We start from the raw sequence: 25628 nt of genomic DNA, 5'->3' as shown, positions 1-25628 counted from the left end.
GTCTTTTCTAAACCAAATGGAATAAAAGGACAAGGCTTCGCCGGACCTTTCTCGCCGAGATCAGTGCGCCGTGCCGGCGATCATGAGGTCGGTCGGGCGCGGCGTCATCGCGGCATCGAGCACCAGGCACGCGGCGCCGACAGCGGCGGCGTCGGTGGCCAGGCCGCTCTCGAGCACCCGGATGCCGCGGACCGTCGCCGTCTCGGTGCTGGAGGCGACCGCCTCGACGAGGGCGGGACCCGCGGTCGCCGAGAGCAGCGTCCACAGCGGGCCGCCGACGACCACGACATCCGCGTCGAGCAGGTTGTTAATCTGCACGACGGCCCGCGCGAGGCTCGCCCCCGCGCGTCGTACAGCGGCCACGGCGCGGTCGTCCCCGCCCTGCGCGCGTGTGGCGAGATCGCGCACGTGCTCGCGGAGGGCGGAGGCGGCCACCGGCTCTCCGCCGTCGATGACGCCGGCGTCGATGAGCAGCCGCTCGGGTGCGATGGCGGCGCCGAGGCACCCGTGCTGACCGCATCCGCACGCCGGGCCGCCGGGTTCGACGACGAGGTGTGCGACGTCGCCGGCGTTGCCCGTGCGGCCCCGGATCGGCGTCCCGTCCACGGCGAGACCCGCCCCGACGCCGGCCCCGTAGTACACGAAGATCGAGTCCTGCAGCTCCTGGGCGGCATCCCGCCAGAGCTCGCCCACCATCGCCGCGACGACATCCTTCTCGACCGTCGTCGGCAGCCCCGTCGCCGCGTGCAGCAGCGACCCCAGGGCGAGGTCGTGCCAGACCGGGGGCAGGAGCGGGGGCTCGAACAGAACGCCCGCCTCCGCGTCGAGCGGGCCGGGGGCTGCGACGCCGATCCCGAGCACGGATGCGCGTGATCTGCCGCCCTCGGCGAGCAGGGACTCCACGGTGTCCACGAGGTCGCCGAGGATCTGCTCCCGTGTCGCATCGGGCCGCGGGGTGCGCTCGGTCTGTGCGACGACCTGGCCCAGCAGGTCGACGACCACGACCGTCTCGACGGCCGGATCGAGATGGATGCCGACGGCGCAGCGCGCCGCGGGGTCGAGCTGGAGGGGGGTGCGGGGCTTGCCGGGACCCGAGACGACGGGAGTGCCCTCGCGCACCCACCCTTCCGCGACGAGACGGCGGGCGACGTTGCTGAGCGTCTGCGCGGAGAGTCCGGTGCGGGCGGCCAGCTCGATGCGGCTGATGCCGTCGGGGGAGCGCCGGATCAGGTCGAGCACGAGCGTCTGGTTGTACGTGCCGACGGCCGGCAGGTTCGAGCCGCGTCTCATGGTTCCTCCCGTCGAACCATACTGCGCAGGCGCATGACGAAGGCCCGCCCGGCGAACCGGACGGGCCTTCGAGGATCGCGGGGGAGCGTCAGTTGTTGCCGCGCAGGATCGCGATGATGCGGAGGATCTCGACGTACAGCCAGACGACGGTCACCATGATGCCGAACGCGCCGACCCAGCCGTACTGACGGGGCGCGCCGTTGCGGACGCCCCGCTGGATGTTGTCGAAGTCGAGCACGAGCGAGTACGCGGCCATGATGACCACGAGCACGCCGATGATGAGGCCGAGCGGGATACCGGCGACTGTCTGGCTGTGCAGGCCGAACATCATGCCGCTCGGGAACACGCCGAAGAGCATCAGGCCGACGTTCAGCAGCGAGAAGACGAGGTAGCCGAGCATCGCGATCATGAAGATCTTCGTGGCCTTGGCCGACGCGCGGACCTTGCCGCTGGCGAAGAGGGCGAGGGTCACGCCGACGACGGCGAGCGTCGCGAGGGTCGCCTGCATGACGATGCCCTGCCAGATGAACTCGAAGTAGGCGGAGATACCGCCGACGAAGAGGCCCTCGAACGCGGCGTAGCCGAAGATCAGGCCGGGGCGGACCTTCTTGCGCGAGGTGAAGGTGACGACCATCGCGAGGACGAAGCCGCCGAGCGCACCGATGATCCAGGGCATCATCGTGGGGGCGGGGTTGTCGCGCGTCACCGGCGAGAGCGTCCAGACCCAGCCGACGACGGCCGCGGCCAGCAGGATGGCGAAGAGCCCGAGCGTCTTGACGACGGTGTCCTCGACCGTCATGCGGGAGGTCTCGCGGGCACCGGCGGCCGGTGCCGCGTACATGCCTTCGAGCTGCGCCTGGGAGGCGACGTCCACACCGGCGTGCTGCGCCGAAGCGGTCTGCATGCCGGGGGCGGCGGGCGGCGTCAGACCCGGCCGCTGCTCCTTGAACGCGGGATTGTCGAATGCGGGGTTATTGAGGGCCACTGCTCTCACACTCCAAGTCGAGGGTCGACACAGCTGGATGCCGTGTTCACCCAGCCTACGGGAACCGGTTCCCGCGGTGTACGTTCCCTGCTGTGAGCAGGCCATGAAGCCGATCGCCCTCAGCGAAACCGGGCGAGCCCGGCCCTAGCCTGGGACCGTGACCCGCCCGCTCGTGATCGGCCACCGAGGTGCGCCCGGGTATCGTCCCGAGCACACGCGCTCGTCCTATCTCCTCGCGCTCGAGAGCGGGGTCGATGCCGTCGAGCCCGATGTCGTCTTCAGTCGGGACGGCGTCGCGATCATCCGCCATGAGAACGAGATCGGCTCGACGACCGACGTCGCCGACCACGCGGAGTTCGCGCCGCGACGCACGACGAAGACGGTCGACGGCATCGAGGTCACGGGCTGGTTCGCCGAAGACTTCACGTGGGACGAGCTGTCGCGGCTGCGCTGCCGCGAGCGACTCCCGCGGCTTCGGCCCGATAGCGCCCGGAACGACGGGGCGGAGCCGATGATGCGGCTGCGGGATCTGTTCGATCTGGTCGCGAGGTTCGCCGAGGCGTCGGGGCGCAGACCCGGCATCGTCGTGGAGCTCAAGCACGCCACGTTCTTCGCGGGCGCGGGCTTCGACGTCGCCGCGCTCATCGGCGCCGAGCTCGCGGCGGCTCGGCTCGACGCGGCCGACCTCCCGCTGTGGATCGAGTCGTTCGAGCTGACCATCCTCGACCGCCTCGCCGACGCCGGGGTGGAGGGCACTCGGATCTTCCTCCTCGAATCCGACGGCGCACCGTACGACCTGGTCGCCACCGAGGGCGGCCGGGCCCGCGGCTACCGCGAGTGGGCCTCGCCGGCGGGACTCGACGCTCTCCGCGGACGCGTCGCCGGTGTGAGCCTCGACAAGCGGATGATCCTCGACCCCCCGCGCGGCGCGGACGGGGCTGACCTCGTGGGCGCCGCGCATGAGCGCGAGCTGATCGTGTTCACGTGGACGGCCCGGCCCGAGAACGCGTTCCTCGTCCGCCGCCACCGACGAGCCGGCGGGCGGGCCGCGTGGGGGGACTACCGCGGCGAGTGGGGTGAACTGGCCGCATCCGGTGTCGACGGCGTGTTCGTCGACCACCCTGATCTCGGGGTCGAGGTCTTCGGGCACTGACACGTCGGACTGTCACGGACTTGACAGCGGAGCCGCCTGATCGGGAGGGTGATCGTCGTCGGGCGAGCGGATGCCCGCGGATGAGGCCCGATGCTCAGCAGACCCCGGATCCAGCCGTACGCCCAGTATCTGATGGGGGCGTCGACCGCGATGATCTCCACGACCGTCGCGATGGTCGACCCCGCGCGCATCACCGGGATGTATGTCGCGGGCGTCGGCGTCATCCTGGCAGCCTGCATCGCCATGGCGCTGGTCTGGCACGACAAGCCGACCCGCGGAACCGTCTGGGTGTGCATCGTGCCGCTCGCGTCGATCCTCGCCTGCGCGCCGCTGCGCAGCAGCGCGATCGATCTGCTGCCGGTGACCGGGATGCTCGTGATATTCCCCATCGCCTGGCTCGCGTTCGCGTTCCCGCCCCTCGTCACGGCGCTCGGAGTGGTCATCGCGGGGCTGCTTCCTCTTGCCGCGTCGCCCGCCGTCCCCTCGGGGCTGGGCGAATGGGTGTCGCTGGTGACGGTGCCGGCGCTGCTCGGCATGTTCGCGATCGGCACCCGCTTCGTGGCGGTCGATCTCGGACGCCAGCGGACGAACGCCAGGCGCGCCAGACACCGGATGGCCGAGGCGATCGACTCGTCGAGCCGGACCGACGCGGCGCTGCAACAACTGCTCGACATGAGCCCGGACGCGATCGTCGTCTTCGGCGACGACGACGCGGTGCTGCTCGCGAACGCCCCCGCACGCGCGCTTTCACGACGCGCCGGGATCGCGATCTCGCTCGAACAGGACGGAAGGACGTTCGTCTACGAGGAAGACCGGATCACCCCGGTCGGGCTCGGCCCCTGGCTCCGCGACGTCATCCTCTCGGGTGAACTCGCCGAACCGCGTCGCGTGTGGGTCGGTCAGCCGGGCGATCAGGTGGCACTGCGCTTCGTGGCGCGGCCGATCGCCCTCGGCGGCGAGCCCATCGGAGTGCTCGTCGTGGCTCAGGACGTGACCGAGCTGGTCGAGGCGGTCGACGTGCGGGACCGCTTTCTCGACACGGTCGGTCACGAGCTGCGCACCCCGCTCACGGTGATCCTCGGCAACGCCGAGCTCGCCGTCGCCGGGGCGATGCCCGAGCATCGCGACCGCTGGGAGACCGTCCATCGCGCGGCCGAGCGCCTGGAGCACACGGTCGAACTGATGCTCGCGACCGGTCGCGCGGACGTGGCGCCCCGACCGTCGTCGTGCGACGTCCGTGCCGTCGTCGAGCGTGCCGTCGACGATGTGGGCGACGGCGACCCCGGAGCGAGGGTCCTGGTGTCGGGCGCTCCGACCCACGCGAGGATCGGCGCCCGCGATCTGCACTCGATCATCACCGAGCTGCTGCGCAACGCCCGGCAGGCGTCACCTCCCGGCAGCGAGGTGTCGGTGACGATCACGACCGCCCCGGAAGAGGTCGCGATCGCCGTGGCGGATTCGGGCTCGGGCATGAGTCCCGCCGAGCGCCGACAGGCCTTCGAGCGGTTCTATCGCACCGCCCGGTCGCGCCGGAGCGCCGAGCAGGGCCTCGGCCTCGGGCTCTCGCTCGCGAGGGGGCTGGCCCGCGCCCACGGCGGCGACATCCGCCTGCTGCCCGGAGCGGAGCGGGGCACCACCGCGGTCGTCCGGCTCCCGCGGGCTGACGCGCCCCTCTCGGATCCGCCGCTCGATCCCGCCATCGCCGTCCCCTAGGGTGTCGGACATGCTCACCGCCGGGATCAGCGTCCGTGATGTCCGTCGTTCGTTCGGGCGGGTCGAAGCCGTCCGCGGCGTCGACCTGGATGCGCGAGCCGGGGCTGTCACCGGGCTCGTGGGCCCCAACGGCGCCGGCAAGACGACGCTGCTGCTGATGCTCGCGTCGCTGCTGCAGCCCGACGCCGGCAGCATCCGGATCGCCGGCATCGACCCCGTCGCCGACCCCGCGCAGGCCCGCTCGCGGCTCGGATGGATGCCCGATGCCCTCGGGGCCTGGGGGTCGCTCACGGTGCGCGAGACGTTGGAGATGACGGGCCGGCTCTACGATCTCGACACGTCCGCCGCGGCTCGCCGCGCGGGAGAGCTTCTGGATCAGGTCGGACTCGCGGGGCTGGCCGGGTCGCCCGCTCGCGTGCTCTCACGCGGGCAGAAGCAGCGGCTCGGACTCGCGCGCGCGCTCGTGCACGACCCGTCCGTCCTCCTCCTCGACGAGCCGGCCTCGGGACTCGACCCCCAAGCGCGGGTCGACCTGCGCGGGCTCCTGCGCGGTTTCGCCGCGGCCGGGAAGACCGTGCTGATATCCAGCCACATCCTCTCCGAGCTCGAGGAGGTCGTCGACGACGCGGTGTTCCTCCTCGACGGCGCGACCGTCAGCCCCGATCGGGTCGCCGCCGCCGCGCGCCGCACCCGCGCCTGGCGGGTCCGCGTCGCCGACCTCGACGCGCATGCCGCGGTGCTCCCGGTCGCAACGGCCCTCGGGCTCGATGTCGCGCGGGTGCCGATCGATCGTCGCGACGTGCTGATCCCGTTCGCCTCCGAGGATGAGGCGGCCGCGGGGCTGCGGACGCTGGTGGATGCCGGCGTCGCGGTCGCCGAGTTCTCGGCGGCGACCGGGATGCTCGAGCACACCTTCCTCGATCTCGGCGCCGAGGGGAAGGAGGCGTCATGAGCATCGCCCGGCTGTGGACCGTCGCTCGGCTCGAGCTGCTCCAGCGCGTGCGCACCGTGTCGTGGTACGTGCTGCTCGGAATCTTCGCCGTGCTGCTCATCGGTGTGACGGCGCTCGCATTCCTGGCCTTCGGCGGGATCGTCACCGAAGCGGACCAGCGCGGTGCCGGCATCTACTCCACGATCGTCATCATCACGCTGCTGCTCGTCGTTCTGGTCTCGCCGACACTGAGCGGCAACTCCGTCAACGGCGACCGGGATGCCGCGACCCTGGCTCCGGTCCAGGTGACCCTCGCGCGCACCTCCGAGATCCTGCTCGGGAAAGTCCTCGCCGCCTGGATCACGGGGCTCGCCTTCGCCGCTGTGGCGGCCCCGTTCCTCGTCATCGCGACCCTGGCCGGGGGAGTGGACCCCGTCGTCGTGGTGGTCTCGCTGGCCGTCCTCGTGATCGAGATCGGCATCATCGCCGCGATCGGCGTCGGGTTGAGCGGCCTCATCGCCCGCCCGCTCTTCTCGGTGGCGGCGACGTATCTCGTGGTCTCCGCACTCGTCTTCGGAACGCTCATCGCGTTCGGCCTCGGCGCGACCGCCTTCTCGAGCGAGGCGACGACGACCTATCGCCCCGCGATGTACAACGCCGACGGGTCGCCGCAGTGCGTCGACGGCACGGACGAGTGCTGGAACGATCCGGCCCGCATGGTGTGCGGCGAGCCGCAGGAGTCGACCTACACCGTGCCGCGGTTCGATCGCGTCTGGTGGGTGCTCGCGGCCAATCCCTTCGTCATCCTCGCCGACGCGACCCCTGCCGAATACGACCGGTCCGGCTACCCCGTCGACCTGTTCGGGCAGATCGCATCGGGGGTCCGTCAGGCGCAGATCGCGCCGGATCTCGAGACCGGCTTCGACGAGTGCCGTCCGGCTCTCGACGAGGTCTTCCCGACCCCCGCGGAGATTCGCGATCGGACGGTGCCGAGCTGGTTCGTCGGGCTCGGGGGACAGGTGATCGTCGCCGGTCTGCTGGTGGCGGGGGCATGGTCGCGGACGAGGACGCCGGCGCGGAGCCTGCCGCCCGGAACGCGGATAGCGTAAGAGTGTCATGATCACGCAACTCGACATCACCCGACGTGAGGCGATCGACGCCTACCACGTGATCGGCGAGGCGCCCGCGCCCGACCTGCAGGGAATCGTCCGCCTGGCCGCAACGGTCTGCGGCGTCGATACCGCGGTCATCAACATCATCGATGACCGCTCGCAGCATCAGATCGCCGCGGTCGGCTTCGAACCCGCCGTCTGCTCGCGCGAGGACTCGATGTGCGCCGCGGTCATCGCGCGCCCCGGCCGGGTCGTCGTGCCCGACGCGCGACTCGACGAGCGTTTCGCCGCGAATCCGTTCGTCACCGGCGAGATCGCGCACGTGCGGTTCTATGCTTCGAGTCCGCTCATCACGCCGGCGGGGGTCGCCATCGGCACCCTCTGCGTGTTCAACGACTCGGTCGGCGACCTCGACGAGTCGTCTCGCGAGGCGCTCGACCTGCTCGCCCATCAGGTGGTCGATCTGCTCGAACTGCGCCGCATCAGTCGCGAGCTCAGCGCGTCGAACGATCAGCTCTCGCGGTTCGCGGGGCAGATCAGCCACGACCTCCGCAATCCGCTGACGGCCCTGACCGGCTTCCTCGAGCTCGCGATCGATAGCCCCGACATGGACAACGCCCCCGAGGCGGCCCGGGTGCTCGCTCGCGCCGAGTCGGCGGCCGACCGCATGAACGCCATGATCTCCGACATCCTCTCCTACGCTCGTGTCGGCGGTGCGAGCCCGCAGCGGACGCGGGTCGACCTGGACGCCGTCATGCACGCCGTCGTCGAGGATCTCGACGCGCAGATCACCGCGTCGGGTGCGGACATTCGCCAGGCCCTCGAGGTCGACCCCGTCGGCGACCCCACCCTTCTGCGCGCGGTCCTGCAGAACGTCGTCGCCAACGCCCTGAAGTTCACGGCCACGGCGGGGCGGGTTCCGCAGGTGCGAGTCGGGGCGCATGCCGTCCACGGCGGGTGGCGGATCACCGTCGACGACAACGGTCCGGGTGTGCCGCCGGCCGACCGCGAACGCGTCTTCGCCCTCATGGAGCGCGGCGACTCCGACGCCGAAGGGCTCGGCATCGGACTGTCGACCTGCCGCCGTGTGATCGAAGCACACGGCGGGCGCATCGGTCTCGACGACTCACCCCTCGGCGGCGCGCGCGTGTGGATCCTGATCCCGGATCCGACGGCCGCCTGACGGAACCGTCCTCAGCGACGGAGCGTATGCGACGGGTGTTCCCCGTACATCGCGGCGTACAGCTGAGCGAAGCGCCCCGTGTGTGCGAAGCCCCAGCGCAGGGCGACATCCCGGACGGTCGTCGATCCGGGAGGCGCCGCGCGCAGTTCGCGATGCGCACCCTCGATCCGCAGGCGGCGCAGGTATGTGCTCGGCGGAATCTCGAACGCCTTGTGGAACGCGCTCTGCAGCGCGCGCACCGACGTCCCGGATGCCACCGCGATATCGCTGATGCTGATGGGGTTGCTGACGTTCTCCTCCATGAACGCCACGGCGCGACGGACGGCTCGCGCCGTGGGGCGGCGCCGTTCCCCGTCGTCAGGGTCGATGAGGGGGAACGCGGTCACGAGGGACGCGACCGCCTGGTGCACCAGCTGGGTGCGCATGAGGGGCGAAGCGGCCACCTTCTCGTCGGCCAGCACGGTTGCCTCGAGGAAGCGCAGGGTCTCGGCGACGAGCCTCGGGTTCTCGGCCCGGCGGTTCAGGCCCGAGAACTGCAGGTGGCGTGGGTCGTCGCCGAGCATCGCCCGGAGCACGTGGTCGAGCGTCTCGGTCGTGATGCTGAAGGTGCGCAGGTGCAGCTGACCGAACTCGGCCGCGAACTCCGTGTCCGGAGGCACGATGAAGGGGGTCCGGCCGTCGCCCGACTCGCTGCCGATCTGCCAGCGGTGGTTCCCGTGCGCCGCGTGCGCCACCACGAGACGCGGAAAAGCCCGTGTGCCCGAGCGCATCGTCCCGGTGAACCGCATGGCGGCTGCGGCGGCGGCCGGGTGGTCCAGCGCCGCCATCTCGTACCGGAACGGCGCTGCCCCGTCGACGGCGAGCGACACGGGGGTCGCGAACAGCGAGCTGACCGATTCCTGTGCCCGACCGGGGTCGTCGGTCTGCAACCCCCGCCGATTGGGCTGACTATTCAACACCGAGCTTGTCGGATGCCGACTCCGCCGGCTCGGGGACGATGTAGAGCCCGCTGGGAGAGTTCGCCGTGTACATGAGCGCCTCGAGCCAGGCGCGGTTGATCGCCGGGGTGCGGCTGCCGTGGAAGGTGAAGACGAGCGATGCGCCGGCGTGCATCCACACGGTCGTGCGGCCCTTGCCGACGCTGACGTCGTCCTTCCAGGTGAAGAAGAATGCCTCGCCGCGACGGAGCTTCGCCCCGATGGTCATCTGGAGGTGTGCGAGCGTACGGTCCTCGATCTCGGCGCGATTGTTGCCGTCGTAAACAAACCTGCCCAATATTCCTCCTTGCGCGCCCAACGGCGCGATCAACAGCTTCCGCGATCGACTCGGGGGGTCGTGCGGAAGAATCCGTTCCGCGCGCACTCGATCCGCGACGCGCACAGACGTGCTGTGCCACCGCAGATTTCAGGCAGTTGTCAGGAAGTGGGGAGGGGGTTGACTTTTACGGTCGAGTACGTAACACGCTCACTCGCCTGGGATGTCGGCGAGGGTGACGTCGACGCCGGGGGTGATCAGCAGATCGGTCGTCAGCGCCACGCCCTCGCCGTCGTTGACGGTGAGCCAGCCGTGCCCCAGCGCGAGGGCGGCGGCGATCTCGGCGCGGATGTCGTCGATGTTGCGGCCCCCGATGCTGTAGGGGCGACCGCCGTAGAACACGTCGACTCTCTTGGACACGGCATTCCCCCTTCATCGCAGCGGCGTCGAGCACGCCGCGTCAGGCGAGACTACCGATTCGGGCGTCGAGCACAAGGGGATGCCGGCCGTGCGCAGCGGGCACTAGGTTCGGGCCGGACCGGAAGGAGACGCGATGGGCCGTTTCATCTATGAGAACCAGATCCGAGCGGATTTCGAGGATCGGACGCTCGCGCACCTTCAGACCGTCATCACGACGAAGCTGCGGCGCGGTGAGGCGTTCACGCTCACGTGGAAAGACGACATCAGCATCGGTGACGGCCGCACGACGGTGTGGTTGCACCCGGGCTGCGGCCTCGTCTTCAAGTACTACGGCAGCCGGACGCCGTCGCTCAATCGCGCGTGGCTCGAGGCACTGACCTACACCGCCAACTCCCCGACGGGGCTCTACGTCGTGCCGGAGCCGCCGGACTCGCCCCGTAACGGCACGTTCCTCGACGGCTCGGAGTGACCGACGGGTCGAACCCGCCTGAGCGACAGCCGTGCGTCACCGGTGAGAGTGGGGCATATACCGCTGCGGCGATCCACCGCTCCGTAGTGTGGGCCGCAGCCGTCGGCATCCGCCTTCCGCTCCCCGACCATCCCGGTCACGAACGAGTCAGCAGGTGCTCCCATCGCTTCATCCGTCGTCGAGTCGCGTCTCGGCCCCGTCCGCACCACCTATGCCGGAACAGCCGATTTCCCTCCGATGGCCCACGCCTTCACCGATGTCTCGCGCGTCGTCCGTGAATCGGGTCTTCTTCGCCGCACGCCGTGGTTCTACGGCCTCGTCGGCCTCGCCCTCGTCCTCGCGATCGGCGGATGCGTCACCGGCTTCGTCCTCCTCGGAGACAGCTGGTTCCAGCTGCTCATCGCCGCAGCGCTCGGCATCGTCTTCACGCAGGTCGCGTTCCTCGCCCACGAAGCCGACCACCGTCAGGTGCTCGCCTCCGGCCCCGCGAACGACCGGCTCGCCCGCTTCCTTGCCGTCGGCGTCGTCGGCATGAGCCTGTCGTGGTGGACGTCGAAGCACGCCCGGCATCACTCCAACCCGAACAAGGTGGGCAAGGACCCCGACATCGAGATCGACACGATCTCGTTCATCGAAGAGGACGCCGCGACCGCTCGCGGCATCCGCCGGTTCATCACCCAGCGCCAGGGCTGGTTCTTCTTCCCGCTGCTGCTGCTCGAAGGCCTCAACCTCCACGCGCTGTCGATGCGCCACCTGGTCAGCCGCGGCCCGGTGAAGAAGCGCGCGCTCGAGATCACCCTGATCCTGGCGCGGTTCGCGCTCTTCGTGGCTCCGGTGTTCATCTTCCTGCCGATCGGCATGGCGTTTGCGTTCTTCGGGGTGCAGGTCGCCGTCTTCGGGCTGTACATGGGCGCCTCGTTCGCGCCGAACCACAAGGGCATGGCGATCATCGCGCCCGACGCGAAGCTCGACTTCTTCAGCAAGCAGGTCCGCACCTCGCGCAACATCGGCGGCGGCTGGTGGGCGACGTGGCTCATGGGCGGTCTCAACTACCAGATCGAGCACCATCTCTTCCCGAACATGCCGCGTCCGGCACTCGCCCGGGCTCGCGAGATCGTCAAGGACCAGTGCGACGCCCTGAACGTGCCGTACACCGAGACCACACTCTGGCGCTCCTACGCCATCGTCATCGACTACCTCAACCGTGTCGGGCTCGCCGCCCGCGACCCGTTCGACTGCCCCATGCGCGCGGAGTTCCGTCGCGCCTGATCCGCAGCATCACGTCGACATCGGCCACGGCTCATACTGAGTCCGTGGCCGATGTCGATTCCGAGCGCTGGCTCGTCGTGGACGGGCGGCGCTGGCGGCGCACCGACCCGTCCCTGCCCGACGATGTCGTCGCCGCGCTGACATCCCATCTCGGACGGGGCCGGTCCGCAGTGGGAGCTGCGAAGCGTCGCGGAGACGACGACGCGGTCGCCGCAGCACGCGAGCGCGTGGACCTCGCCAAGCACGGCCTGGGGGAGCGCGGCCCGTACTGGTGGGACGAGCCCGAGCCCGACCGTCTCGCCCGGGCGCGGGATGCGCTGCGACGGCTTGATGCGCTCGATGGGGATTGAGACCCGAATGGACGCGACGGCGGGAGTCGAACCCGCAACGCGATCGGTTATGAGCCGATGCCCGGGACCACCCGGATCGCCGCGATGCCCTCACGCTACGTGGGCGCCCCGCCGGGTCGCCAGAGGTGTGAAGACCGGAGTCGTCGTGCTACGTCGTGTGACGAGCGGCCATCTCGCCGCCGGGGTCCGCGCCCGGCCCGGTGGCGCGGCGCGCCGCCAGCGAGCGCTGAGCGTGCCGCAGCATGCCGGCGATCCCCGCGATGAGGACCGCGAGGCCCGCGCTCAACAGCGCCGTGGCGACGAGCGTCGGAATCGAGATGGCCGTCACCCACTCGATCAGCCCGCCGTAGGCGTCCGATGACCGGGTGAGCACGATGCCCGCGATGGCGAGCGTCGCGAACGCGAGGCCCCACACGATGCCGGCCCACCGCACCCGGGGACGAGCAGGAGGCGAGGGGAACGCTGTGTCTTCGGTCATGACGATGTCGGTCATCGGTCGGTCTCCTTCGGTTCGAGGATGCGGATCTCGATGTAGCCGCTCTCCTGGTCGAGGGCGACCGATTGACGCGTCGTCGTTTCTCCTCGAGAGGGGATCGTCGTATCGACCGCGGTTCGGCTAGCGCCGGAATCTCGTGCGTCGGGGCCGTCGGTGAGCACGGTCCATTCGTCGCCCTCCGAGAGGATCAGCGACGCCTCGTCGCCGACGGATGCGTGCAGCGTCACTTCGACACCGGGGGCGACCGTCACGTAGGTCGAGCCCGCCCCCTTCTCGATGGTCAGCGGCGCCGCATCGGGTGCATCGACCAGCTCGACGCGGAGCTCGCCGAACGTCTGCCGGTAGGTCTCCGCCCCGGCCTCGGATGAGACGTTCGAGATCTCGTAAACGCCGATGTGCAGTTCCTCGGCGACGCAGACGGCAAGGGCGAGGCCTCCGCCCATGAGCATGCACGCGCTCGCGAAGGCGAGGAAGCCGCTCCGCCGGCGGATGGCTCCGGCGACAATCATGGCGAGCGCGGTGACGGTGGCCGCGGCGAACAGCCCGAGCGCCACCGCCGCCTCGCCCGAAGCAGTGAGCGCAGCGATCGTGCCTGTGACGGCGGCAGCGCCGGCCGTCACCGCGAGGAACGCGATGCTCGTGCGCGGGCGCTCGGCGCGGCGAAGGAGGCGACGCTCCGCCGCCTCGCGCGCGAACACTGCGGCGGCGGCGCGGCGCTCCTCCCGCTCGGCGGTGCGAGCCGCGCGATCGGCGTCGCCCTGCTCGCGACGCCAGGCGCGATCTCGCTCCTTCCAGGCCGCGTGCTGCCTGCGCCAGGCGGCCAGGTCGTCGGGGTGGGCGTCGTCGCTCGGGGGCGCGGGCTCGGTGAGCGCGACCGCGGCCTCCGCCGCGCCGGGGCCGGCACCGGCGGCGGCATCCACGCGGGACCCGCCGGCCGACGCGCCTGGGGCCTCCTCGGTATGCGGGGCCCGGCGGGCTCTGCGCACCAGCAGCGCGATGACGGCGGCCGTCAGCACGGTTCCGCCCGCGAGGACGAGCGCCACGAGGACGGTCCCGACGGCTCCGGCGCTCGTGCCGGTCGCGAGCGCCACGGCGGTGACGAGCAGGCCGAGGACCTGGAGCACGCCGATGATGGCGACGGCGAGGATCGCGCTCTGAGCGTACGAGAACCGGCCGCGCTCGAGGTCGGCGGCGTGGGAACGCCCCGACATATCGGGCAGGATCGCCCAGGCGGCGGCGTAGGCGACGATGGCGGGGAGACCGATGACGGTCGCGACGCCGGCGAGACCGCGCACGATGACGGGGTCGATGCCCCATCGTGCGGCCACTCCCGCACACACCCCGCCGATCCACCCGTCTCGGCGGGCGACGCCGAGGGCATCGACCCAGCGGAAGAACCCGCCCTCCGTCGATGACGTGGGATCGGGAGCCGGCGGGGCGGCGAGGGGTGGCGCGGAAGTCATGATCCGATCCTGCGGCGAACGGGGTGCCGGACGATATGGGGGATCGCCCTGAGGCATCCCTGATCCTGCTCCGGCGCCGGTGTGCCGCCGCGACCGGAGTGATTGGATGTGGCCATGTCCTCCGCTCTCGCGACTCCCGCCGTGCACCCGGGACCTCCGCCCCCGCGACCGGTCATCGGCCCGGGCGCGCGACCGCCGCTGGAGCGCTCGCGCGACAGCATCGTCTCGGGCGTCAGCGCGGGGCTCGCGAGGCACCTCGGGGTCGGTGCGGGCAGCATCCGTGCGCTGTTCGTCGTCCTGACGCTCGTCGCGGGGGCGGGGCCGCTGCTGTACCTGTGGCTCTGGGTCCTCGTGCCGTGGCAGCCGGGTCCGGCCGCGCCGACACGCCGGGCCCCGATGGCGTGGATCGGTGTGTCGGCGGCGACCGTCGCACTGCCGGTCCTCGTCGCGGTGCTGGCCGTCGAGGCGCGTGACGCCTGGACGTCACGGTCGTTCTCGCCGGCGCTCGCCGCCGTCGTCGCGTTCGTGAGCGTGCTCGCGACGGCCGCCGGATGCTGGGCGGAGCTCGTCGACCGGCGTGACGTCGATCGCGGAGACCGACACGCCGTCGCGGTGCGGGCCGCCGCGGCCGGCATCCTGTTCGTCGTGCTCCTCGCGATGCTGCCGCGCGTCGACTCCGACGGGATCGTGGCGCTTCCTGCCCTGGCCGTTCCCGTCGCGGGACTGATCGCGCTCGTCGGGTCCGCCCTCGCGAGCCGGTGGGGTGATCTGTCGGGGGAGCGCGTGCGGCGCATCCGCGAGGAGCAGCGAAGCGCGATGGCGGCGCACCTGCATGATTCGGTGCTGCAGACTCTCGCGCTCATCCAGAACACGGCGGGCGCCTCGAGCGAGGCCGCCCGCATCGCCCGGGCGCAGGAGCGCGAGCTCCGCGCCTGGCTCTTCGACGGCGAGGCGCATCCCGACAGCGATCTCGTCACCGACCTGCGCGACTACGCCGCCGCGCTCGAGCTCGATTACGCGGTGCGGATCGACGTGGTCTCGGCCGGGCTGTCGGCGGAGCAGGCCAGCGGCAAACTGGCGGCGGCGGCGCGCGAGGCGATGCTCAACGCCGCCCGCCACGCAGGCGGCGACGTCTCGGTCTACATCGAGGGCGGATCCCGCGGGGTGGACGTGTACGTCCGGGATCGCGGCCCCGGGTTCGACGTGACCGCGATCCCGGACGATCGGCTGGGCGTCCGTGAGTCGGTCATCGGCCGGATGCGGCGCGCCGGGGGATCGGCAACGGTCCGGACGGCGGCATCGGGCGGCTCCGAGATCCACCTCCACGTCGGCGCTCCCGGAGATGCGCGTGGCTGATCGGCTGCGCGTGGTCATCGTCGACGACCACTCCATCTTCCGGTCGGGGCTCCGCGCGGATCTGTCCGCCGGGATCGCCGTCGTCGGCGAGGCGGCCGACGTGGAGTCCGCCGTCGAGGTCATCGCGCGAACGGAGCCCGACGTCGTGCTGCTCGACGTGCATCTTCCCGGCGGGTCGGGCGAGGACCGTGCCGGGGGCGCCGAGGTGATCGGCCGGACCGCCCCGACACCGGCGCGGTTCCTCGCGCTGAGCGTGTCGGATGCCGCCGACGACGTCGTCCGCGTCATCCGAGCCGGTGCGCGGGGATACATCACCAAGGGGTCGTCGGGTGACGAGGTGAGCCGGGCCGTCGTGGCGGTGGCGGGCGGCGACGCCGTCTTCTCGCCGCGCCTCGCCGGTTTCGTGCTCGACGCGTTCGGCGCGGTGGCGGGCGAGACGGCGACGGCGGTCGACGAGCTCGACCGGCTGTCGTCGCGCGAGCAGGAGGTCATGCGCCTCATCGCGCGCGGCTATGCCTACAAGGAGGTCGCGGCCGACCTGTTCATCTCGGTGAAGACGGTCGAGACGCATGTCTCCGCGGTGCTGCGCAAACTGCAGCTGTCGTCGCGGCACGAGTTGACCGCCTGGGCGACGGCCCGTCGCCTGCTCTGAGCCGCCGGGCGGGTGTCGGCGGCCGAACGTAGAATCGAACAGTCATGCCAGAGCCCATCAAGCCCGTCATCGTCGGGTCCGCCGCATCCGCGCGCCCCGGCGCCTCCTCGGGCGAGCGTCCCGACGCCGTCCTCCTCGAGGGTCTCAACCCGCCCCAGCGTGAAGCTGTGACCTATCGCGGCCCGGCCCTGCTGATCGTCGCGGGCGCCGGCTCCGGCAAGACGCGGGTGCTCACTCATCGCATCGCGTCGCTTCTACGCGGCCGAGAGGCGTGGCCGAGCCAGATCCTCGCCATCACCTTCACCAACAAGGCTGCCGGCGAGATGCGCGAGCGCGTGCAGCAGCTGATCGGCGACAGTGCGCAGGGCATGTGGATCTCGACGTTCCACTCGGCCTGCGTGCGGATCCTCCGGCGCGAGGCGCAGCAGTTCGGCTTCACCAAGAACTTCACGATCTACGACTCGGGCGACTCGCGCGCGCTCATCAAGCGTCTCGTGAAAGAGCACGAGGCCGACGCCTTCGGTCTGACCCCCGCTGGTGTCCAGAGCCGCATCTCGAAGCTCAAGAACGAGCTCGCCGACGCCGATTCGTACGCGCGCCAGGCGAACATGTCCGATCCCGCCGAGCGCGTCTTCGTCGAACTCTTCGGCGCGTACCAGTCCGCCCTCCAGCGCGCCAACGCCTTCGACTTCGACGACCTCATCGCCCAGACGGTGTACCTGTTCCGCGCGTTCCCGCACGTCGCCGACGTCTACCGCAAGCGGTTCCGGCACATCCTCGTCGACGAGTATCAGGACACCAACCACGCTCAGTACGCGCTGATCCACGAGCTGACCCGTCCCGTTCAGGGACAGGGCGGCGACGCGTTCTCATCGGGCGGCATGATGATCTTCGAGCCCGAGTCGGCCCCCGAGGTCGAGGCGGCCTCGCTGACCGTCGTCGGCGACTCCGACCAGTCGATCTACGCGTTCCGCGGCGCCGACATCCGCAACATCACCGAGTTCGAGCGCGACTATCCCGGTGCGAAGGTCGTGCTCCTCGAGCAGAACTACCGCTCGACGCAGAACATCCTCTCGGCCGCGAACGCCGTCATCTCGAACAACTTCGACCGCAAAGACAAGAAGCTCTGGACGGATGTCGGCGCCGGCGAGGCGATCGTCGGCTTCACCGGCTACTCGCAGCACGACGAGGCCCAGTTCGTCGCCGATGAGATCGAAGCGCTGCACCGCTCGTCGGTGCCGTACTCGCAGATGGCTGTGTTCTACCGCACGAACTCGCAGTCGCGCGCGCTGGAAGAGATCTTCATCCGCGCGGCGATCCCGTACAAGATCATGGGCGGCACGAAGTTCTACGACCGTGCCGAGATCAAGGACGCGCTGGCCTACGTCGTCGCCGTGGCGAACCCCGCCGACGAACTGGCGGTGCGCCGCATCCTGAACCGTCCGCGTCGCGGGATCGGCGACGTGACCGAGACGTCCATCGCCCGGTACGCGGCCGACCACCAGATCACCTTCCGCGATGCACTCGCCAACGCCTCGGCGCTGGGTGTGGGGCCGAAGATCCAGGCCGCGATCGCGCAGCTCGACGCCGTGCTCGCCGAGGCGTCCGAGATCATGCTGCCGAGCTCGGGCGAGATCGCTCCGCCGACAGCCGTGACCGAGGGCTTGACGGTTCTGCTCAACAAGTCGGGCTACATGGATGCGCTGCGCGCGAGCCGCGACCCCCAGGACGAGGCGCGCCTCGAGAACCTCGACGAGCTCATCGCGGTGACGCGCGAGTTCGCCCGCAACAACCCCGAGGGCACCATCCTCGACTTCCTCACCGAGGTCGCGCTCGTCGCCGACGCCGACGATCTCGACGACGCCTCGGGAACCGTGTCGCTCATGACGATGCACACCGCGAAGGGCCTCGAGTACGACGCCGTTTTCGTCACGGGCGTGGAAGAGGACCTCATCCCGCACCGCATCTCAGCGAACGAGCCCGGCGGTCCGCAGGAAGAGCGACGCCTCTTCTACGTCGCGCTCACCCGAGCGCGCAAGCGCCTGCACCTCTCGCTCGCCATGACCCGGGCGCAGTTCGGTGAGGTCTCCGCCGCCATGCCGAGCCGTTTCCTGCAGGAGATCCCGCACGACCTGATCGACTGGCGGCAGTCCCCCGGCGACGTGAACTCGCGCGGCGGCGCGCAGTCGCGCGCGCTCAACGGACGGCGGACGGGTGGCTCCGGCGGCGGATTCGGCGGGTCGGGCAAGCGCTACGGCGACGATCTCGTGCCGCTCCCGCGCCGGGAGAAGAGCGGCGACATCGCCAAGTTCGCCAACCGCATCCCGGCCAAGGTCCGCGACAACGGCGATCTCGAGCTCGGACCCGGCGATCGCATCAAGCACGACGACTTCGGCGAGGGCCGGGTCGACGCGGTCACGGGCGAGGGGGCCAAGCGCGTTGCGCACGTCCGCTTCGATTCGGCCGGCCCGAAGAAGCTGCTCATCAAGATCGCACCGATCGTCAAGCTGTGACGCAACCCCCCGGCGATGCGCCGGGGGTGCGGGTTAGGCTCGAAGGCATGGCGATCTTCAAGCGCTCCGCGCGAGACACCACGAGCCAGACCACGAACGCCGACGAGGTCGACGCCGACGTCGACGGGCATGCCGCCGCACCCGCCGCCGAGGAGGCGCCGGTCGAGAGCGTGCCCCACGTGGGCATCTCGATGTCGACGTTCGGCGCGCCCGCTCAGCCCGCCGCTCCGGCCCAGCCCCAGCGAACGGTCACCCGCCCGCCGGCAGAGGCGCCCGCTCGCACCGAGACGGTGACGGGCATGCCCGACAACACGCTGGTGCAGGCGGCGCTGGCCTCGTTGCCCGAGAAGCCCGGCAACGTCGACGTCATGAATGTCATGCGCCAGAGCATGCAGGGCACGATGTACGTCCGCGTGCGCGGCGATGCGCGCGCACTCACGGCCGAGGGCAAGCCGATCACCCTGGCCGTCTCGCAGATCGACGGCGCCCGCTTCCTCCTCGCCTTCACCGGCGGCGCGTCGCTTCGCGCGAGCGTCGAGGCCGACGGCGATCGTGACACCTCGGCGCTCGGGCTTCCGGTCGCGAACGTCTTCCGCAACGCCATCGAGGGGCCGTACGAGGGGCTCATTATCGATCACGCGGTCGCAGGCTCGCGCATCGTGCTTCCCGTGCAGCTCATCACGAAGGCGTTCGAGGAGGGCGATCCCGCCTTCACGATCAAGAACCTGCTCGCCGGACCGCGCAGCGCCGAGACCGCTGCCGCCGTGGGCGAGGCCCTCGCGCAGGCGCCGCTGTGGGTCGCCGCGGGTCCCGCGGGCGACAGCGGTCAGCTCGGCCTCGCCGAGTCGCGCACCGCGTCGGGCGAGCGGCGCCTCGAGGTCTACTCGCACCCGCTCGAGGTGCTCGTGCTTCAGCGCGGCGACCGTCCGGTGCCGGTCACCGCCGCGCAGCTCGGACGGGCTCTGCAGTCGAACCCCGCACTGAGCGGCGTCATCGTCGACCCGGGTGGGCCGTGGATCCACGTCGATCGGGCCGATCTCGGCCCCGTCCTCGCGCGCGCCGACGAGCCCGACCCCGCGCCTGCGCCGGCCGAGCCGGCTCCCGAGCCGGCCACCGAGCCACCGGCATCCTGACGACGCCGTCGCGCTGATACATCCGTCGGGCCGGCGGGGCTCGTGAGCCCTGGCTCCCGGCTCGAGGCACAACCAGCACCGCCGATCCGACAGGTGTATCGATACGTCGGCTCCGTCGCCGAGCATTCCGCCGAGGGGATTGTCCAGGGGGTACGTCATCCGAGCCCGACGGCCTAGGGTCGGGCCATGGCGAGCGAGCGCATCACCCTGACCGTGCCGGGCCCTGACGGTGACCGAGAGGTCGGCCTGTCGAGCCCCAATCGCGTGCTGTGGCCTGAGCTGGGGATCACCAAGCACGAGTACGCCGAGTATGCGATCGTCGTCTCCGAGCCGTTCCTCCGCGCGAACGGCCATCGCCCCGTCTCGCTCGAGCGCTTCCCCGACACCATCGACGGCGAGCGGTTCTTCTCGAAGAATCCGCCGAAGGGCGCTCCGGGCTACGTCGATCAGGTCGTGTGCACCTACAACAGCGGGCGGCGGCATCCGCAGGTCGTTCTGAGCGAGACCGCCGCCGTCGTCTGGGCGGTGCAGATGAACACCGTCGTCTTCCACCCGTGGGCGTCGCTCGCCGCGGACACCGACAACCCCGTCGAGCTGCGGATCGACCTCGACCCGCAGCCGGGGACCGACTTCGGGGATGCCGCGACCGTCGCACCCGCCCTGCGCGAGGTCCTCGCCGAGGCGGGGCTGACGGCGTTCCTCAAGACCAGCGGCAACCGCGGGCTGCACGTGTTCTGCCCCGTCGAGCCGACGCACGAGTTCCTCGACGTCCGTCACGCGGTCATCGCCGCCGGACGCGAGCTGGAGCGCCGGATGCCCGACCGCGTCACGACGAACTGGTGGAAGGAGGAGCGGGGCGAGCGCATCTTCGTCGACTTCAACCAGGCCAACCGCGACCGCACGATGGCCGGTGCCTACAGTGCGCGGGCGCTGCCGGCGGCGACCGTCGCCACCCCGATCACCTGGGACGAGCTCGAGGCCGGAGTCGACCCGTCATCGTTCACGGTCCGCTCGGTGCCGCAGCGGCTGGCCGAGATCGTCGATCCCTGGGCCGAGCTGCAGGCCGCGCCCGGCCGCATCGACACCCTCCTGGAGTGGTGGCAGCGCGATCTGGATGCCGGACTCGGCGAGCTGCCGTTCCCGCCGGAGTTCCCCAAGATGCCGGGCGAGCCGCCGCGCGTGCAGCCCAGCCGCGCTCGGCAGCCCGAGTAGCCACAGCGGCGCCGGCGCCGGCGCAGCGGCGGCGCGAACCGCTCGCGTCACCGTGCGGAGGGGCGCTGCCATTCGCGCTCGGTGACGACACGGGCGACGGTGAGACCCACCGCCAGAGCGACGACGACGAACACGGCGGTGACCCCGTACTGCACGGCGCTGATCGTGTCGCCCTCGATGGTGCCGACGATCGCGCGGTAGGCCGACGCTCCCGGCACCATGATGAGGACGGCCGGCACGGTCAGCGTGATGCGCGGCGCCCGCACGAAGCGCGAGACGGCGAAGGCCCCGAATCCGACGGCGACGCCGGCGGCCGCTGCCGCGACAGGCTGCATCGCGCCGTGGTCGATCATGAGCAGACGGCCCACGTTGGCGATCGTGCCGATCGCCGCCGCGGCGAGAGCGATGCGCCACGGCGTCGAGAACAGCAGCGCGAAGCCCATGACGCCGACGAACCCCGCGACGAGGCGTCCCAGCGACAGCAGCGGCTCGCCCAGTTCCGGGGCGGCGACGGCGACGGCACTCGTCTGGAAGACGGCGGCCACCGCCCACACCGCGCACCCCGTCGACAGCAGCACCAGGCACGCGTACACGACGCGGTTCACCCCCGCGTTGAGGTCGAGTCGGGCGAGGTCGAGCGCGCCCGTGACGAGGGGGAAGCCGGGGACGAGGTAGAGCACGGCGCTCGTCAGGGCAGCGCCGTACTGCGGCGACGGCGCGCCGAGCAGTTCGATCAGGTGCGAGACGCCGAGGAAGGCCAGGAGCGCGGCCGAGGCCGACAGGAACACGAGGAGGAACTCGTTGACCTGCAGCCGGGCTCCGCGGATGCGCACGTACTGGCCGAGCGCGACGGCCAGCGCGACGCTGAGGCACTCCGCCCAGCCGCCGTTGTTCAGGAACGCGAAGGCCGTGCAGGCCGCGGCCGCGGCGAGCACCCGCACCGCGGCCGGGTAGCGCGGCGGCATCCGTTCGATCCGGTCGAGCTCACGCTGCAGCTCGTCGGCGGTGACACCTCCCGCGACCCGGTGCGAGAGGTGCATGACCTCGGCGATGCGCTCGGAGTTGACGACCGGATGCCGCACCTCGGCCACGCGCGTTCGGAACAGCTGTCCCCGCTGGGCGGTGATGACGATGTCGGTCATCCCGACGCGGGATTCCAGGCGTTCGAGACCGAGCCCGTGGGCGGTGCGGTCCATCGTGTCGCGCACGCGCGCCGACGAGGCTCCGGCGCCGAGCATGAGCGTCCCGAGGCGCAGCACCGCATCCGTCCGTGCGATGAATCGCAGCGGCTCGAGGTGCAGTTCGGCGGTGCCGTCGGGGACGTCGTCGCGCTGGTCATCCCGCATGGTTCGATCCTCCCACCCGCGGCGTGGGCTCGGGTGGGAGGATCAGCCGGACCAATCCGGTCGCGGTCCGGTCAGCGCCGCGCCGGACGTCGGCCGCGCGAGAGCAGCACGGCCCCGCCGCCCGCTGCCAGGAGGACGCCCCCGATCATCAAGCCGATCGGCGCCCCCTCGCCGCCGGTTCGAGCGATGCGGTCGGCGGCGGGCCCTGCTGCGTCGCCGTCGCCGACGGCAGCGGCCGAGCCGCTTCCGTCGGCATCCGGGTCGGCGGGCGCCGGGACGCCCGGGGTCTGTCCCGGGATCTCGCCGGGCGTCTCACCCGGCACCTCGCCGGGGGCCGCGGCCTCGACCAGGTAGACGCCGTCGGCGCGGTATTCCAGCGTGGCGTCGAAGCCCGCCCCGGCGCCGGTGAGCTCGACCGCGTCGAAGCTGGTGTCGGCGGCACGGGAGCCGTAGGAGATCAGCCGCAGGGGCGAGACCGGGGCGGCCCCGGCGAGATCGACGCGGAGGGTCCCCCCGAGCCTGGCCGTACCGGAGATCGCGAGAGCGGGGCCTGCGTCGTCGACCGACAGCTCGAGCGTGGCGGCCTCCGCCTGCGCGAAGTCGCCGCCCACGGTCAGCTCCGACGTCGTCTCCACGAGCGAGCCGCCGGCCACCGTGAGGTCTCCCGCACCGAGCGCGGTGGGCGCCGCGGCCCGGAGGGTTCCGGCGGCGACGACGGTGCCGCCCGCGTAGGAGTTCTCGCCCGACAGGATGAGGGCGCCCGAGCCGTCCTTCGTCAGCGACCCGGCACCGTCGATGTCGTTGCGCCACTCGTCCGCCGCCGCGAAGCCGCCGGCGTCGGCGTCCATCGTCACCGTGACATCGGTGTCGAAGGCACCGTATCCGTTCGACGCCTCGAACAGGTTGAGCCGCCCCCAGCCCTCGGGGTCGTCGAGCACGGCGTGGCCGGAGTCGATGGCCGTGGAGAAGAGCACCCAGCGGCGCTGCTCGGCGTCGAGGTAGGGCAGCCGGTGCTCGAGAAGCACCTCCGCACCGGCCGGCACGCGCGCCGCTCGGCCGGTGTCGCCCGTCGTCGGCAACCCGTACGTCATGCGCTCGCGGTACTCCTGCGCGAGGGCGTCGTACCCGGCGTCGTCGAGCACGGACGGGGATGCCGCGGCGGGGAGCGTCGCCAGCAGCCCCTGCGCCTCGGCCGACGCGGCGGCACGCAGCTCGGCGTTGGCCGGATCGTTGAGGCTGGCGGCGGCGAGGGCGGTCGCCAGCACGCGGCCGCCGATGACATCGAGCGACGAGTGCATCCCCGCCACGATCCGGCTGTCGCCGATCTCGGCGGCGTTCGCGATGAGCTGGTCCTGATATTGCGGCGCCGCGTCGGCGAGGGCGAACGACGCGAGGTACGCGGCGTTGGTGTGACCGCTCGGGAAGCCGCCGTCGCTCGCCGCCTCGCTGTCGGGCTTGCGCACCGGCAGCAGCGCGGGGACGATGATCGAGTCGTCGACCCACCGGAACGGCCGCTTGTAGCCGAAGAAGTTCTTCGACGGGTTCGACGATGCCGCGGGCCCGCGGACCGTGTCGACGAGGGACACGACCGAACCGAGCTCGGAGTCGGGGTCGGCCCAGCGTCCCGCGGAGTTGCCGCCGTCGTCGTAGCGCACGGTCGTGGCATCGCCGGGAACGGTGCCCGCGATCGTGGTGCCGGCGTTCATCGCCTCGCGGAAGGCGGCCGCGGCGGAACCGAGCCCATCGACGGCGCTGTAGCTCTGGTGGCGGCGGTCGAACACCCAGGCGGCGGACTCCTGCGCTGCCGTGCGCGTGCGCGCCACCTCGACGTTGCGCGCGATGTTGGCGTCGAGCACCGGTGCGCCGGCATCCGTCGCCCGCCCGCTGTCCCATGTGGCGCCCGGCTGCCAGAGGTCGAGCATGCCCGAGAGCACGCCGATCGCGGGGTTCGTCTCGGGGGTCGCGTTGGCGGAGCTGTTCGCCGTGTAGGTGTCGACGAACGTGCCGTAGGGGGCTGCGTGCGGCGCGATCGCACCGTCGTCGAGGAGTTCTCCGTCGGCGGCGCCGGCCGGCGCCGCGGTGCCGAGGGTGAGACACGCGGCGGTGAACGCGGCAACGGCTGCAGCAGGGACGGCGGTGCGACGCGGGCGCGACTGCGGACGGGAGGGAGCGGGAGGCATGCGGCGGTCCTTCGGGTGCGGGGGAGAGCGACTCCCGCACGCTAGGAAGGGGCGCGCAACGACCGGTGGCCGCGGAGTGAACGGGCGGTGTCGGCCGCGCGGTCAGTCCAAGACGTCGGCCAGGTCGTAGGCCGCGACCGTCTCGAGCTGGTCGAACGTGCACGAGCGGGCGTCCCGGTCGTGGCGCCAGCGCTCGAACTGTACCGTGTGCCGGAACCGCCGTCCCTCGAGCTGGTCGTAGCGCACCTCGAGCACGAGCTCGGGACGCAGCCGGACGAACGAGACGTCTTTCGACGACGCGAAGCGCGAGCGGTCGGACTCACCGGTGACCGCTTCCCCTGCGGCATCCCGCTCGACCAGCGGCTCGAGCTCGTCGATCAGCTCGCGGCGCCGTTTGTCGCTCCAGGCCGAAACGCCGCCGACGCCGTGCAGCTCGCCGTCGTCGCCGTAGAGACCGACGAGGAGCGAGCCGACGCCTGTGCCGGACTTGTGGATGCGGTATCCGATCGCGACGACGTCCGCGGTGCGGGCATGCTTGATCTTGAGCATCGTGCGCTTGCCCGGGGCGTACGGCTGATCGTTGGGCTTGGCGACGACGCCGTCGAGCCCCGCGCCCTCGAACTCGGCGAGCCAGCGGCGGGCGGTGTCCACGTCGTCCGTCGCGCGCGTCACGTGGATCGGATCGGGCACGGTGCGAAGCAGATCGACGAGCTCGCTGCGTCGCCGCGAGAAGGGATCGCCCTGGAGATCGTGCTCGCCGCGGGCCAGGAGATCGAACGCGATGAACATCGCCGGGGTCTGCCGGCTGAGCAGAACCACGCGCGAGGCCGCGGGGTGGATCCGCTGCGACAGTGCCTCCCACTGCAGCCGCCGGCCGGCCCCCGTGTCGGTCGCCACGACGATCTCGCCGTCGATGAGGCACGGCTCGGGAAGCAGCCGCGCGAACGCGTCGACGAGCTCGGGGAAGTAGCGGGTGAGAGGCTTCGCCCCTCGGCTGCCGATCTCGACGCTCTCGCCGTCCCACGAGACGATCGCACGGAATCCGTCCCACTTGGGCTCGAACGACAGCCCCGCCTCATAGCGGCCCGGATCCGGGATCGCGGGCACCGCCTTCGCGAGCATCGGGGCGGGGATGTCGTACGTCATCG

The 25628-nt window shown here is 71.3% G+C and carries 23 protein-coding genes and 1 tRNA gene; 13 read left to right on the top strand and 11 right to left on the bottom strand.

All coding sequences use genetic code 11. The features are described from left to right. Positions 1 to 60: 60 nt before the first annotated feature. Entirely contained in the window at positions 61 to 1290 is a 1230-nt protein-coding gene (locus tag C3481_RS15625) for an ROK family transcriptional regulator (protein ID WP_103843258.1), read from the bottom strand. Positions 1291 to 1378: 88 nt separating this feature from the next. Continuing rightward, positions 1379 to 2275: a Bax inhibitor-1/YccA family protein gene (locus C3481_RS15620; protein ID WP_172407824.1), complete on the bottom strand. Its 897-nt coding sequence runs from the start codon at positions 2273 to 2275 to the stop codon at positions 1379 to 1381. Positions 2276 to 2432: 157 nt separating this feature from the next. Between C3481_RS15620 and C3481_RS15615 the strand changes: the two genes are divergently transcribed. The 5 genes from C3481_RS15615 to C3481_RS15595 all read left to right on the top strand — a co-directional run bounded on the left by C3481_RS15615 (position 2433) and on the right by C3481_RS15595 (position 8367). Continuing rightward, positions 2433 to 3428 carry a glycerophosphodiester phosphodiesterase family protein gene (locus C3481_RS15615; RefSeq protein ID WP_103843256.1) on the top strand — a complete coding sequence of 332 codons (996 nt, stop codon included), beginning with the start codon at positions 2433 to 2435 and terminating at the stop codon, positions 3426 to 3428. 90 nt (positions 3429 to 3518) lie between these two features. Beyond that, a complete protein-coding gene (locus C3481_RS15610) occupies positions 3519 to 5141 on the top strand; it encodes a HAMP domain-containing sensor histidine kinase (protein WP_103843254.1) in 1623 nt (540 codons plus the stop codon). Between the two features lie 10 nt (positions 5142 to 5151). Further along, positions 5152 to 6093 carry an ABC transporter ATP-binding protein gene (locus tag C3481_RS15605; RefSeq protein ID WP_088380622.1) on the top strand — a complete coding sequence of 314 codons (942 nt, stop codon included), beginning with the start codon at positions 5152 to 5154 and terminating at the stop codon, positions 6091 to 6093. Further along, complete coding sequence (locus tag C3481_RS15600; RefSeq protein ID WP_103843252.1) at positions 6090 to 7181, top strand: ABC transporter permease; 1092 nt, start codon at positions 6090 to 6092, stop codon at positions 7179 to 7181. Before C3481_RS15605 ends, C3481_RS15600 begins: the two co-directional genes overlap by 4 nt. Before the next feature lie 7 nt (positions 7182 to 7188). Further along, the gene (locus C3481_RS15595; protein ID WP_103843249.1) at positions 7189 to 8367 is read left to right on the top strand and encodes an ATP-binding protein; all 1179 of its coding nucleotides are present in this window, start codon (positions 7189 to 7191) and stop codon (positions 8365 to 8367) included. Positions 8368 to 8378: 11 nt separating this feature from the next. Here C3481_RS15595 and C3481_RS15590 read toward each other — a convergent pair whose 3' ends face one another. From C3481_RS15590 to C3481_RS15580, 3 genes are all read right to left on the bottom strand, one after another. Continuing rightward, on the bottom strand, positions 8379 to 9296 hold the full coding sequence (locus C3481_RS15590; protein ID WP_103843247.1) for a helix-turn-helix transcriptional regulator: 918 nt from the start codon (positions 9294 to 9296) through the stop codon (positions 8379 to 8381). A gap of 19 nt (positions 9297 to 9315) precedes the next feature. Beyond that, positions 9316 to 9573 (bottom strand): ATP-dependent DNA ligase, encoded by a 258-nt coding sequence (locus tag C3481_RS15585; RefSeq protein WP_308457288.1) that lies wholly within the window; start codon positions 9571 to 9573, stop codon positions 9316 to 9318. A gap of 258 nt (positions 9574 to 9831) precedes the next feature. After that, the gene (locus C3481_RS15580; protein WP_023955735.1) at positions 9832 to 10041 is read right to left on the bottom strand and encodes a hypothetical protein; all 210 of its coding nucleotides are present in this window, start codon (positions 10039 to 10041) and stop codon (positions 9832 to 9834) included. A 133-nt stretch (positions 10042 to 10174) separates the two neighbouring features. Here C3481_RS15580 and C3481_RS15575 point away from each other — a divergent pair, with 133 nt between their 5' ends. From C3481_RS15575 to C3481_RS15565, 3 genes are all read left to right on the top strand, one after another. Further along, positions 10175 to 10510, top strand: a complete 336-nt coding sequence (locus C3481_RS15575) for an ATP-dependent DNA ligase (RefSeq protein ID WP_023955733.1) — start codon at positions 10175 to 10177, stop codon at positions 10508 to 10510. 162 nt (positions 10511 to 10672) lie between these two features. After that, positions 10673 to 11779, top strand: coding sequence for an acyl-CoA desaturase (locus tag C3481_RS15570; RefSeq protein WP_036305975.1), 1107 nt, complete (start codon positions 10673 to 10675; stop codon positions 11777 to 11779). Positions 11780 to 11823: 44 nt separating this feature from the next. After that, positions 11824 to 12129, top strand: coding sequence for a hypothetical protein (locus C3481_RS15565; RefSeq protein WP_023955727.1), 306 nt, complete (start codon positions 11824 to 11826; stop codon positions 12127 to 12129). An 8-nt stretch (positions 12130 to 12137) separates the two neighbouring features. Here the strand turns inward: C3481_RS15565 and C3481_RS16600 are convergent. The 3 genes from C3481_RS16600 to C3481_RS15555 all read right to left on the bottom strand — a co-directional run bounded on the left by C3481_RS16600 (position 12138) and on the right by C3481_RS15555 (position 14088). Next, positions 12138 to 12213: transfer RNA gene (locus C3481_RS16600), tRNA-Met, on the bottom strand. A gap of 64 nt (positions 12214 to 12277) precedes the next feature. Continuing rightward, positions 12278 to 12622: a hypothetical protein gene (locus C3481_RS15560; protein ID WP_103843245.1), complete on the bottom strand. Its 345-nt coding sequence runs from the start codon at positions 12620 to 12622 to the stop codon at positions 12278 to 12280. Then, positions 12619 to 14088 (bottom strand): PspC domain-containing protein, encoded by a 1470-nt coding sequence (locus C3481_RS15555; RefSeq protein WP_181021959.1) that lies wholly within the window; start codon positions 14086 to 14088, stop codon positions 12619 to 12621. Before C3481_RS15555 ends, C3481_RS15560 begins: the two co-directional genes overlap by 4 nt. 114 nt (positions 14089 to 14202) lie before the next feature. Between C3481_RS15555 and C3481_RS15550 the strand changes: the two genes are divergently transcribed. The 5 genes from C3481_RS15550 (at position 14203) to ligD (ending at position 20954) form a co-directional block, all read left to right on the top strand. Then, complete coding sequence (locus tag C3481_RS15550) at positions 14203 to 15444, top strand: ATP-binding protein (protein ID WP_103843241.1); 1242 nt, start codon at positions 14203 to 14205, stop codon at positions 15442 to 15444. After that, positions 15431 to 16096, top strand: a complete 666-nt coding sequence (locus C3481_RS15545) for a response regulator transcription factor (RefSeq protein ID WP_167366996.1) — start codon at positions 15431 to 15433, stop codon at positions 16094 to 16096. The genes C3481_RS15550 and C3481_RS15545 overlap by 14 nt, the downstream gene beginning before the upstream one ends. Before the next feature lie 44 nt (positions 16097 to 16140). Continuing rightward, on the top strand, positions 16141 to 18609 hold the full coding sequence (locus C3481_RS15540; RefSeq protein WP_103843239.1) for an ATP-dependent helicase: 2469 nt from the start codon (positions 16141 to 16143) through the stop codon (positions 18607 to 18609). A gap of 47 nt (positions 18610 to 18656) precedes the next feature. Then, complete coding sequence (locus C3481_RS15535) at positions 18657 to 19742, top strand: SseB family protein (protein ID WP_146053671.1); 1086 nt, start codon at positions 18657 to 18659, stop codon at positions 19740 to 19742. A 186-nt stretch (positions 19743 to 19928) separates the two neighbouring features. Beyond that, complete coding sequence (ligD, locus tag C3481_RS15530; protein ID WP_103843235.1) at positions 19929 to 20954, top strand: non-homologous end-joining DNA ligase; 1026 nt, start codon at positions 19929 to 19931, stop codon at positions 20952 to 20954. Positions 20955 to 21001: 47 nt separating this feature from the next. On the opposite strand, the gene C3481_RS15525 is transcribed toward ligD, so the two are convergent. From C3481_RS15525 to C3481_RS15515, 3 genes are all read right to left on the bottom strand, one after another. Continuing rightward, complete coding sequence (locus tag C3481_RS15525) at positions 21002 to 22300, bottom strand: threonine/serine exporter ThrE family protein (RefSeq protein ID WP_023955711.1); 1299 nt, start codon at positions 22298 to 22300, stop codon at positions 21002 to 21004. A gap of 71 nt (positions 22301 to 22371) precedes the next feature. Then, the gene (locus C3481_RS15520) at positions 22372 to 24480 is read right to left on the bottom strand and encodes a phosphatase PAP2 family protein (RefSeq protein ID WP_103843233.1); all 2109 of its coding nucleotides are present in this window, start codon (positions 24478 to 24480) and stop codon (positions 22372 to 22374) included. A 102-nt stretch (positions 24481 to 24582) separates the two neighbouring features. After that, positions 24583 to 25626, bottom strand: a complete 1044-nt coding sequence (locus tag C3481_RS15515; protein ID WP_103843231.1) for an ATP-dependent DNA ligase — start codon at positions 25624 to 25626, stop codon at positions 24583 to 24585. Positions 25627 to 25628: the final 2 nt, after the last annotated feature.

Origin of the sequence: Microbacterium sp. Ru50 (assembly GCF_002920555.1) — a bacterium.
Lineage (GTDB): Bacteria > Actinomycetota > Actinomycetes > Actinomycetales > Microbacteriaceae > Microbacterium > Microbacterium arborescens.
This window is presented reverse-complemented; position numbering and strand designations above follow the sequence as displayed.

What these genes read in the sequence shown, in the direction of transcription:
- C3481_RS15625 (WP_103843258.1), bottom strand. Translation starts at nt 1,290, where the DNA reads ATGAGACGCGGCTCGAACCTGCCGGCCGTCGGCACGTACAACCAGACG.
- C3481_RS15610 (WP_103843254.1), top strand. Translation starts at nt 3,519, where the DNA reads ATGCTCAGCAGACCCCGGATCCAGCCGTACGCCCAGTATCTGATGGGG.
- C3481_RS15605 (WP_088380622.1), top strand. Translation starts at nt 5,152, where the DNA reads ATGCTCACCGCCGGGATCAGCGTCCGTGATGTCCGTCGTTCGTTCGGG.
- C3481_RS15600 (WP_103843252.1), top strand. Translation starts at nt 6,090, where the DNA reads ATGAGCATCGCCCGGCTGTGGACCGTCGCTCGGCTCGAGCTGCTCCAG.
- C3481_RS15595 (WP_103843249.1), top strand. Translation starts at nt 7,189, where the DNA reads ATGATCACGCAACTCGACATCACCCGACGTGAGGCGATCGACGCCTAC.
- C3481_RS15585 (WP_308457288.1), bottom strand. Translation starts at nt 9,573, where the DNA reads ATGACCATCGGGGCGAAGCTCCGTCGCGGCGAGGCATTCTTCTTCACC.
- C3481_RS15575 (WP_023955733.1), top strand. Translation starts at nt 10,175, where the DNA reads ATGGGCCGTTTCATCTATGAGAACCAGATCCGAGCGGATTTCGAGGAT.
- C3481_RS15560 (WP_103843245.1), bottom strand. Translation starts at nt 12,622, where the DNA reads ATGACCGACATCGTCATGACCGAAGACACAGCGTTCCCCTCGCCTCCT.
- C3481_RS15555 (WP_181021959.1), bottom strand. Translation starts at nt 14,088, where the DNA reads ATGACTTCCGCGCCACCCCTCGCCGCCCCGCCGGCTCCCGATCCCACG.
- C3481_RS15550 (WP_103843241.1), top strand. Translation starts at nt 14,203, where the DNA reads ATGTCCTCCGCTCTCGCGACTCCCGCCGTGCACCCGGGACCTCCGCCC.
- C3481_RS15545 (WP_167366996.1), top strand. Translation starts at nt 15,431, where the DNA reads ATGCGCGTGGCTGATCGGCTGCGCGTGGTCATCGTCGACGACCACTCC.
- C3481_RS15540 (WP_103843239.1), top strand. Translation starts at nt 16,141, where the DNA reads ATGCCAGAGCCCATCAAGCCCGTCATCGTCGGGTCCGCCGCATCCGCG.
- C3481_RS15535 (WP_146053671.1), top strand. Translation starts at nt 18,657, where the DNA reads ATGGCGATCTTCAAGCGCTCCGCGCGAGACACCACGAGCCAGACCACG.
- ligD (WP_103843235.1), top strand. Translation starts at nt 19,929, where the DNA reads ATGGCGAGCGAGCGCATCACCCTGACCGTGCCGGGCCCTGACGGTGAC.
- C3481_RS15525 (WP_023955711.1), bottom strand. Translation starts at nt 22,300, where the DNA reads ATGCGGGATGACCAGCGCGACGACGTCCCCGACGGCACCGCCGAACTG.
- C3481_RS15520 (WP_103843233.1), bottom strand. Translation starts at nt 24,480, where the DNA reads ATGCCTCCCGCTCCCTCCCGTCCGCAGTCGCGCCCGCGTCGCACCGCC.
- C3481_RS15515 (WP_103843231.1), bottom strand. Translation starts at nt 25,626, where the DNA reads ATGACGTACGACATCCCCGCCCCGATGCTCGCGAAGGCGGTGCCCGCG.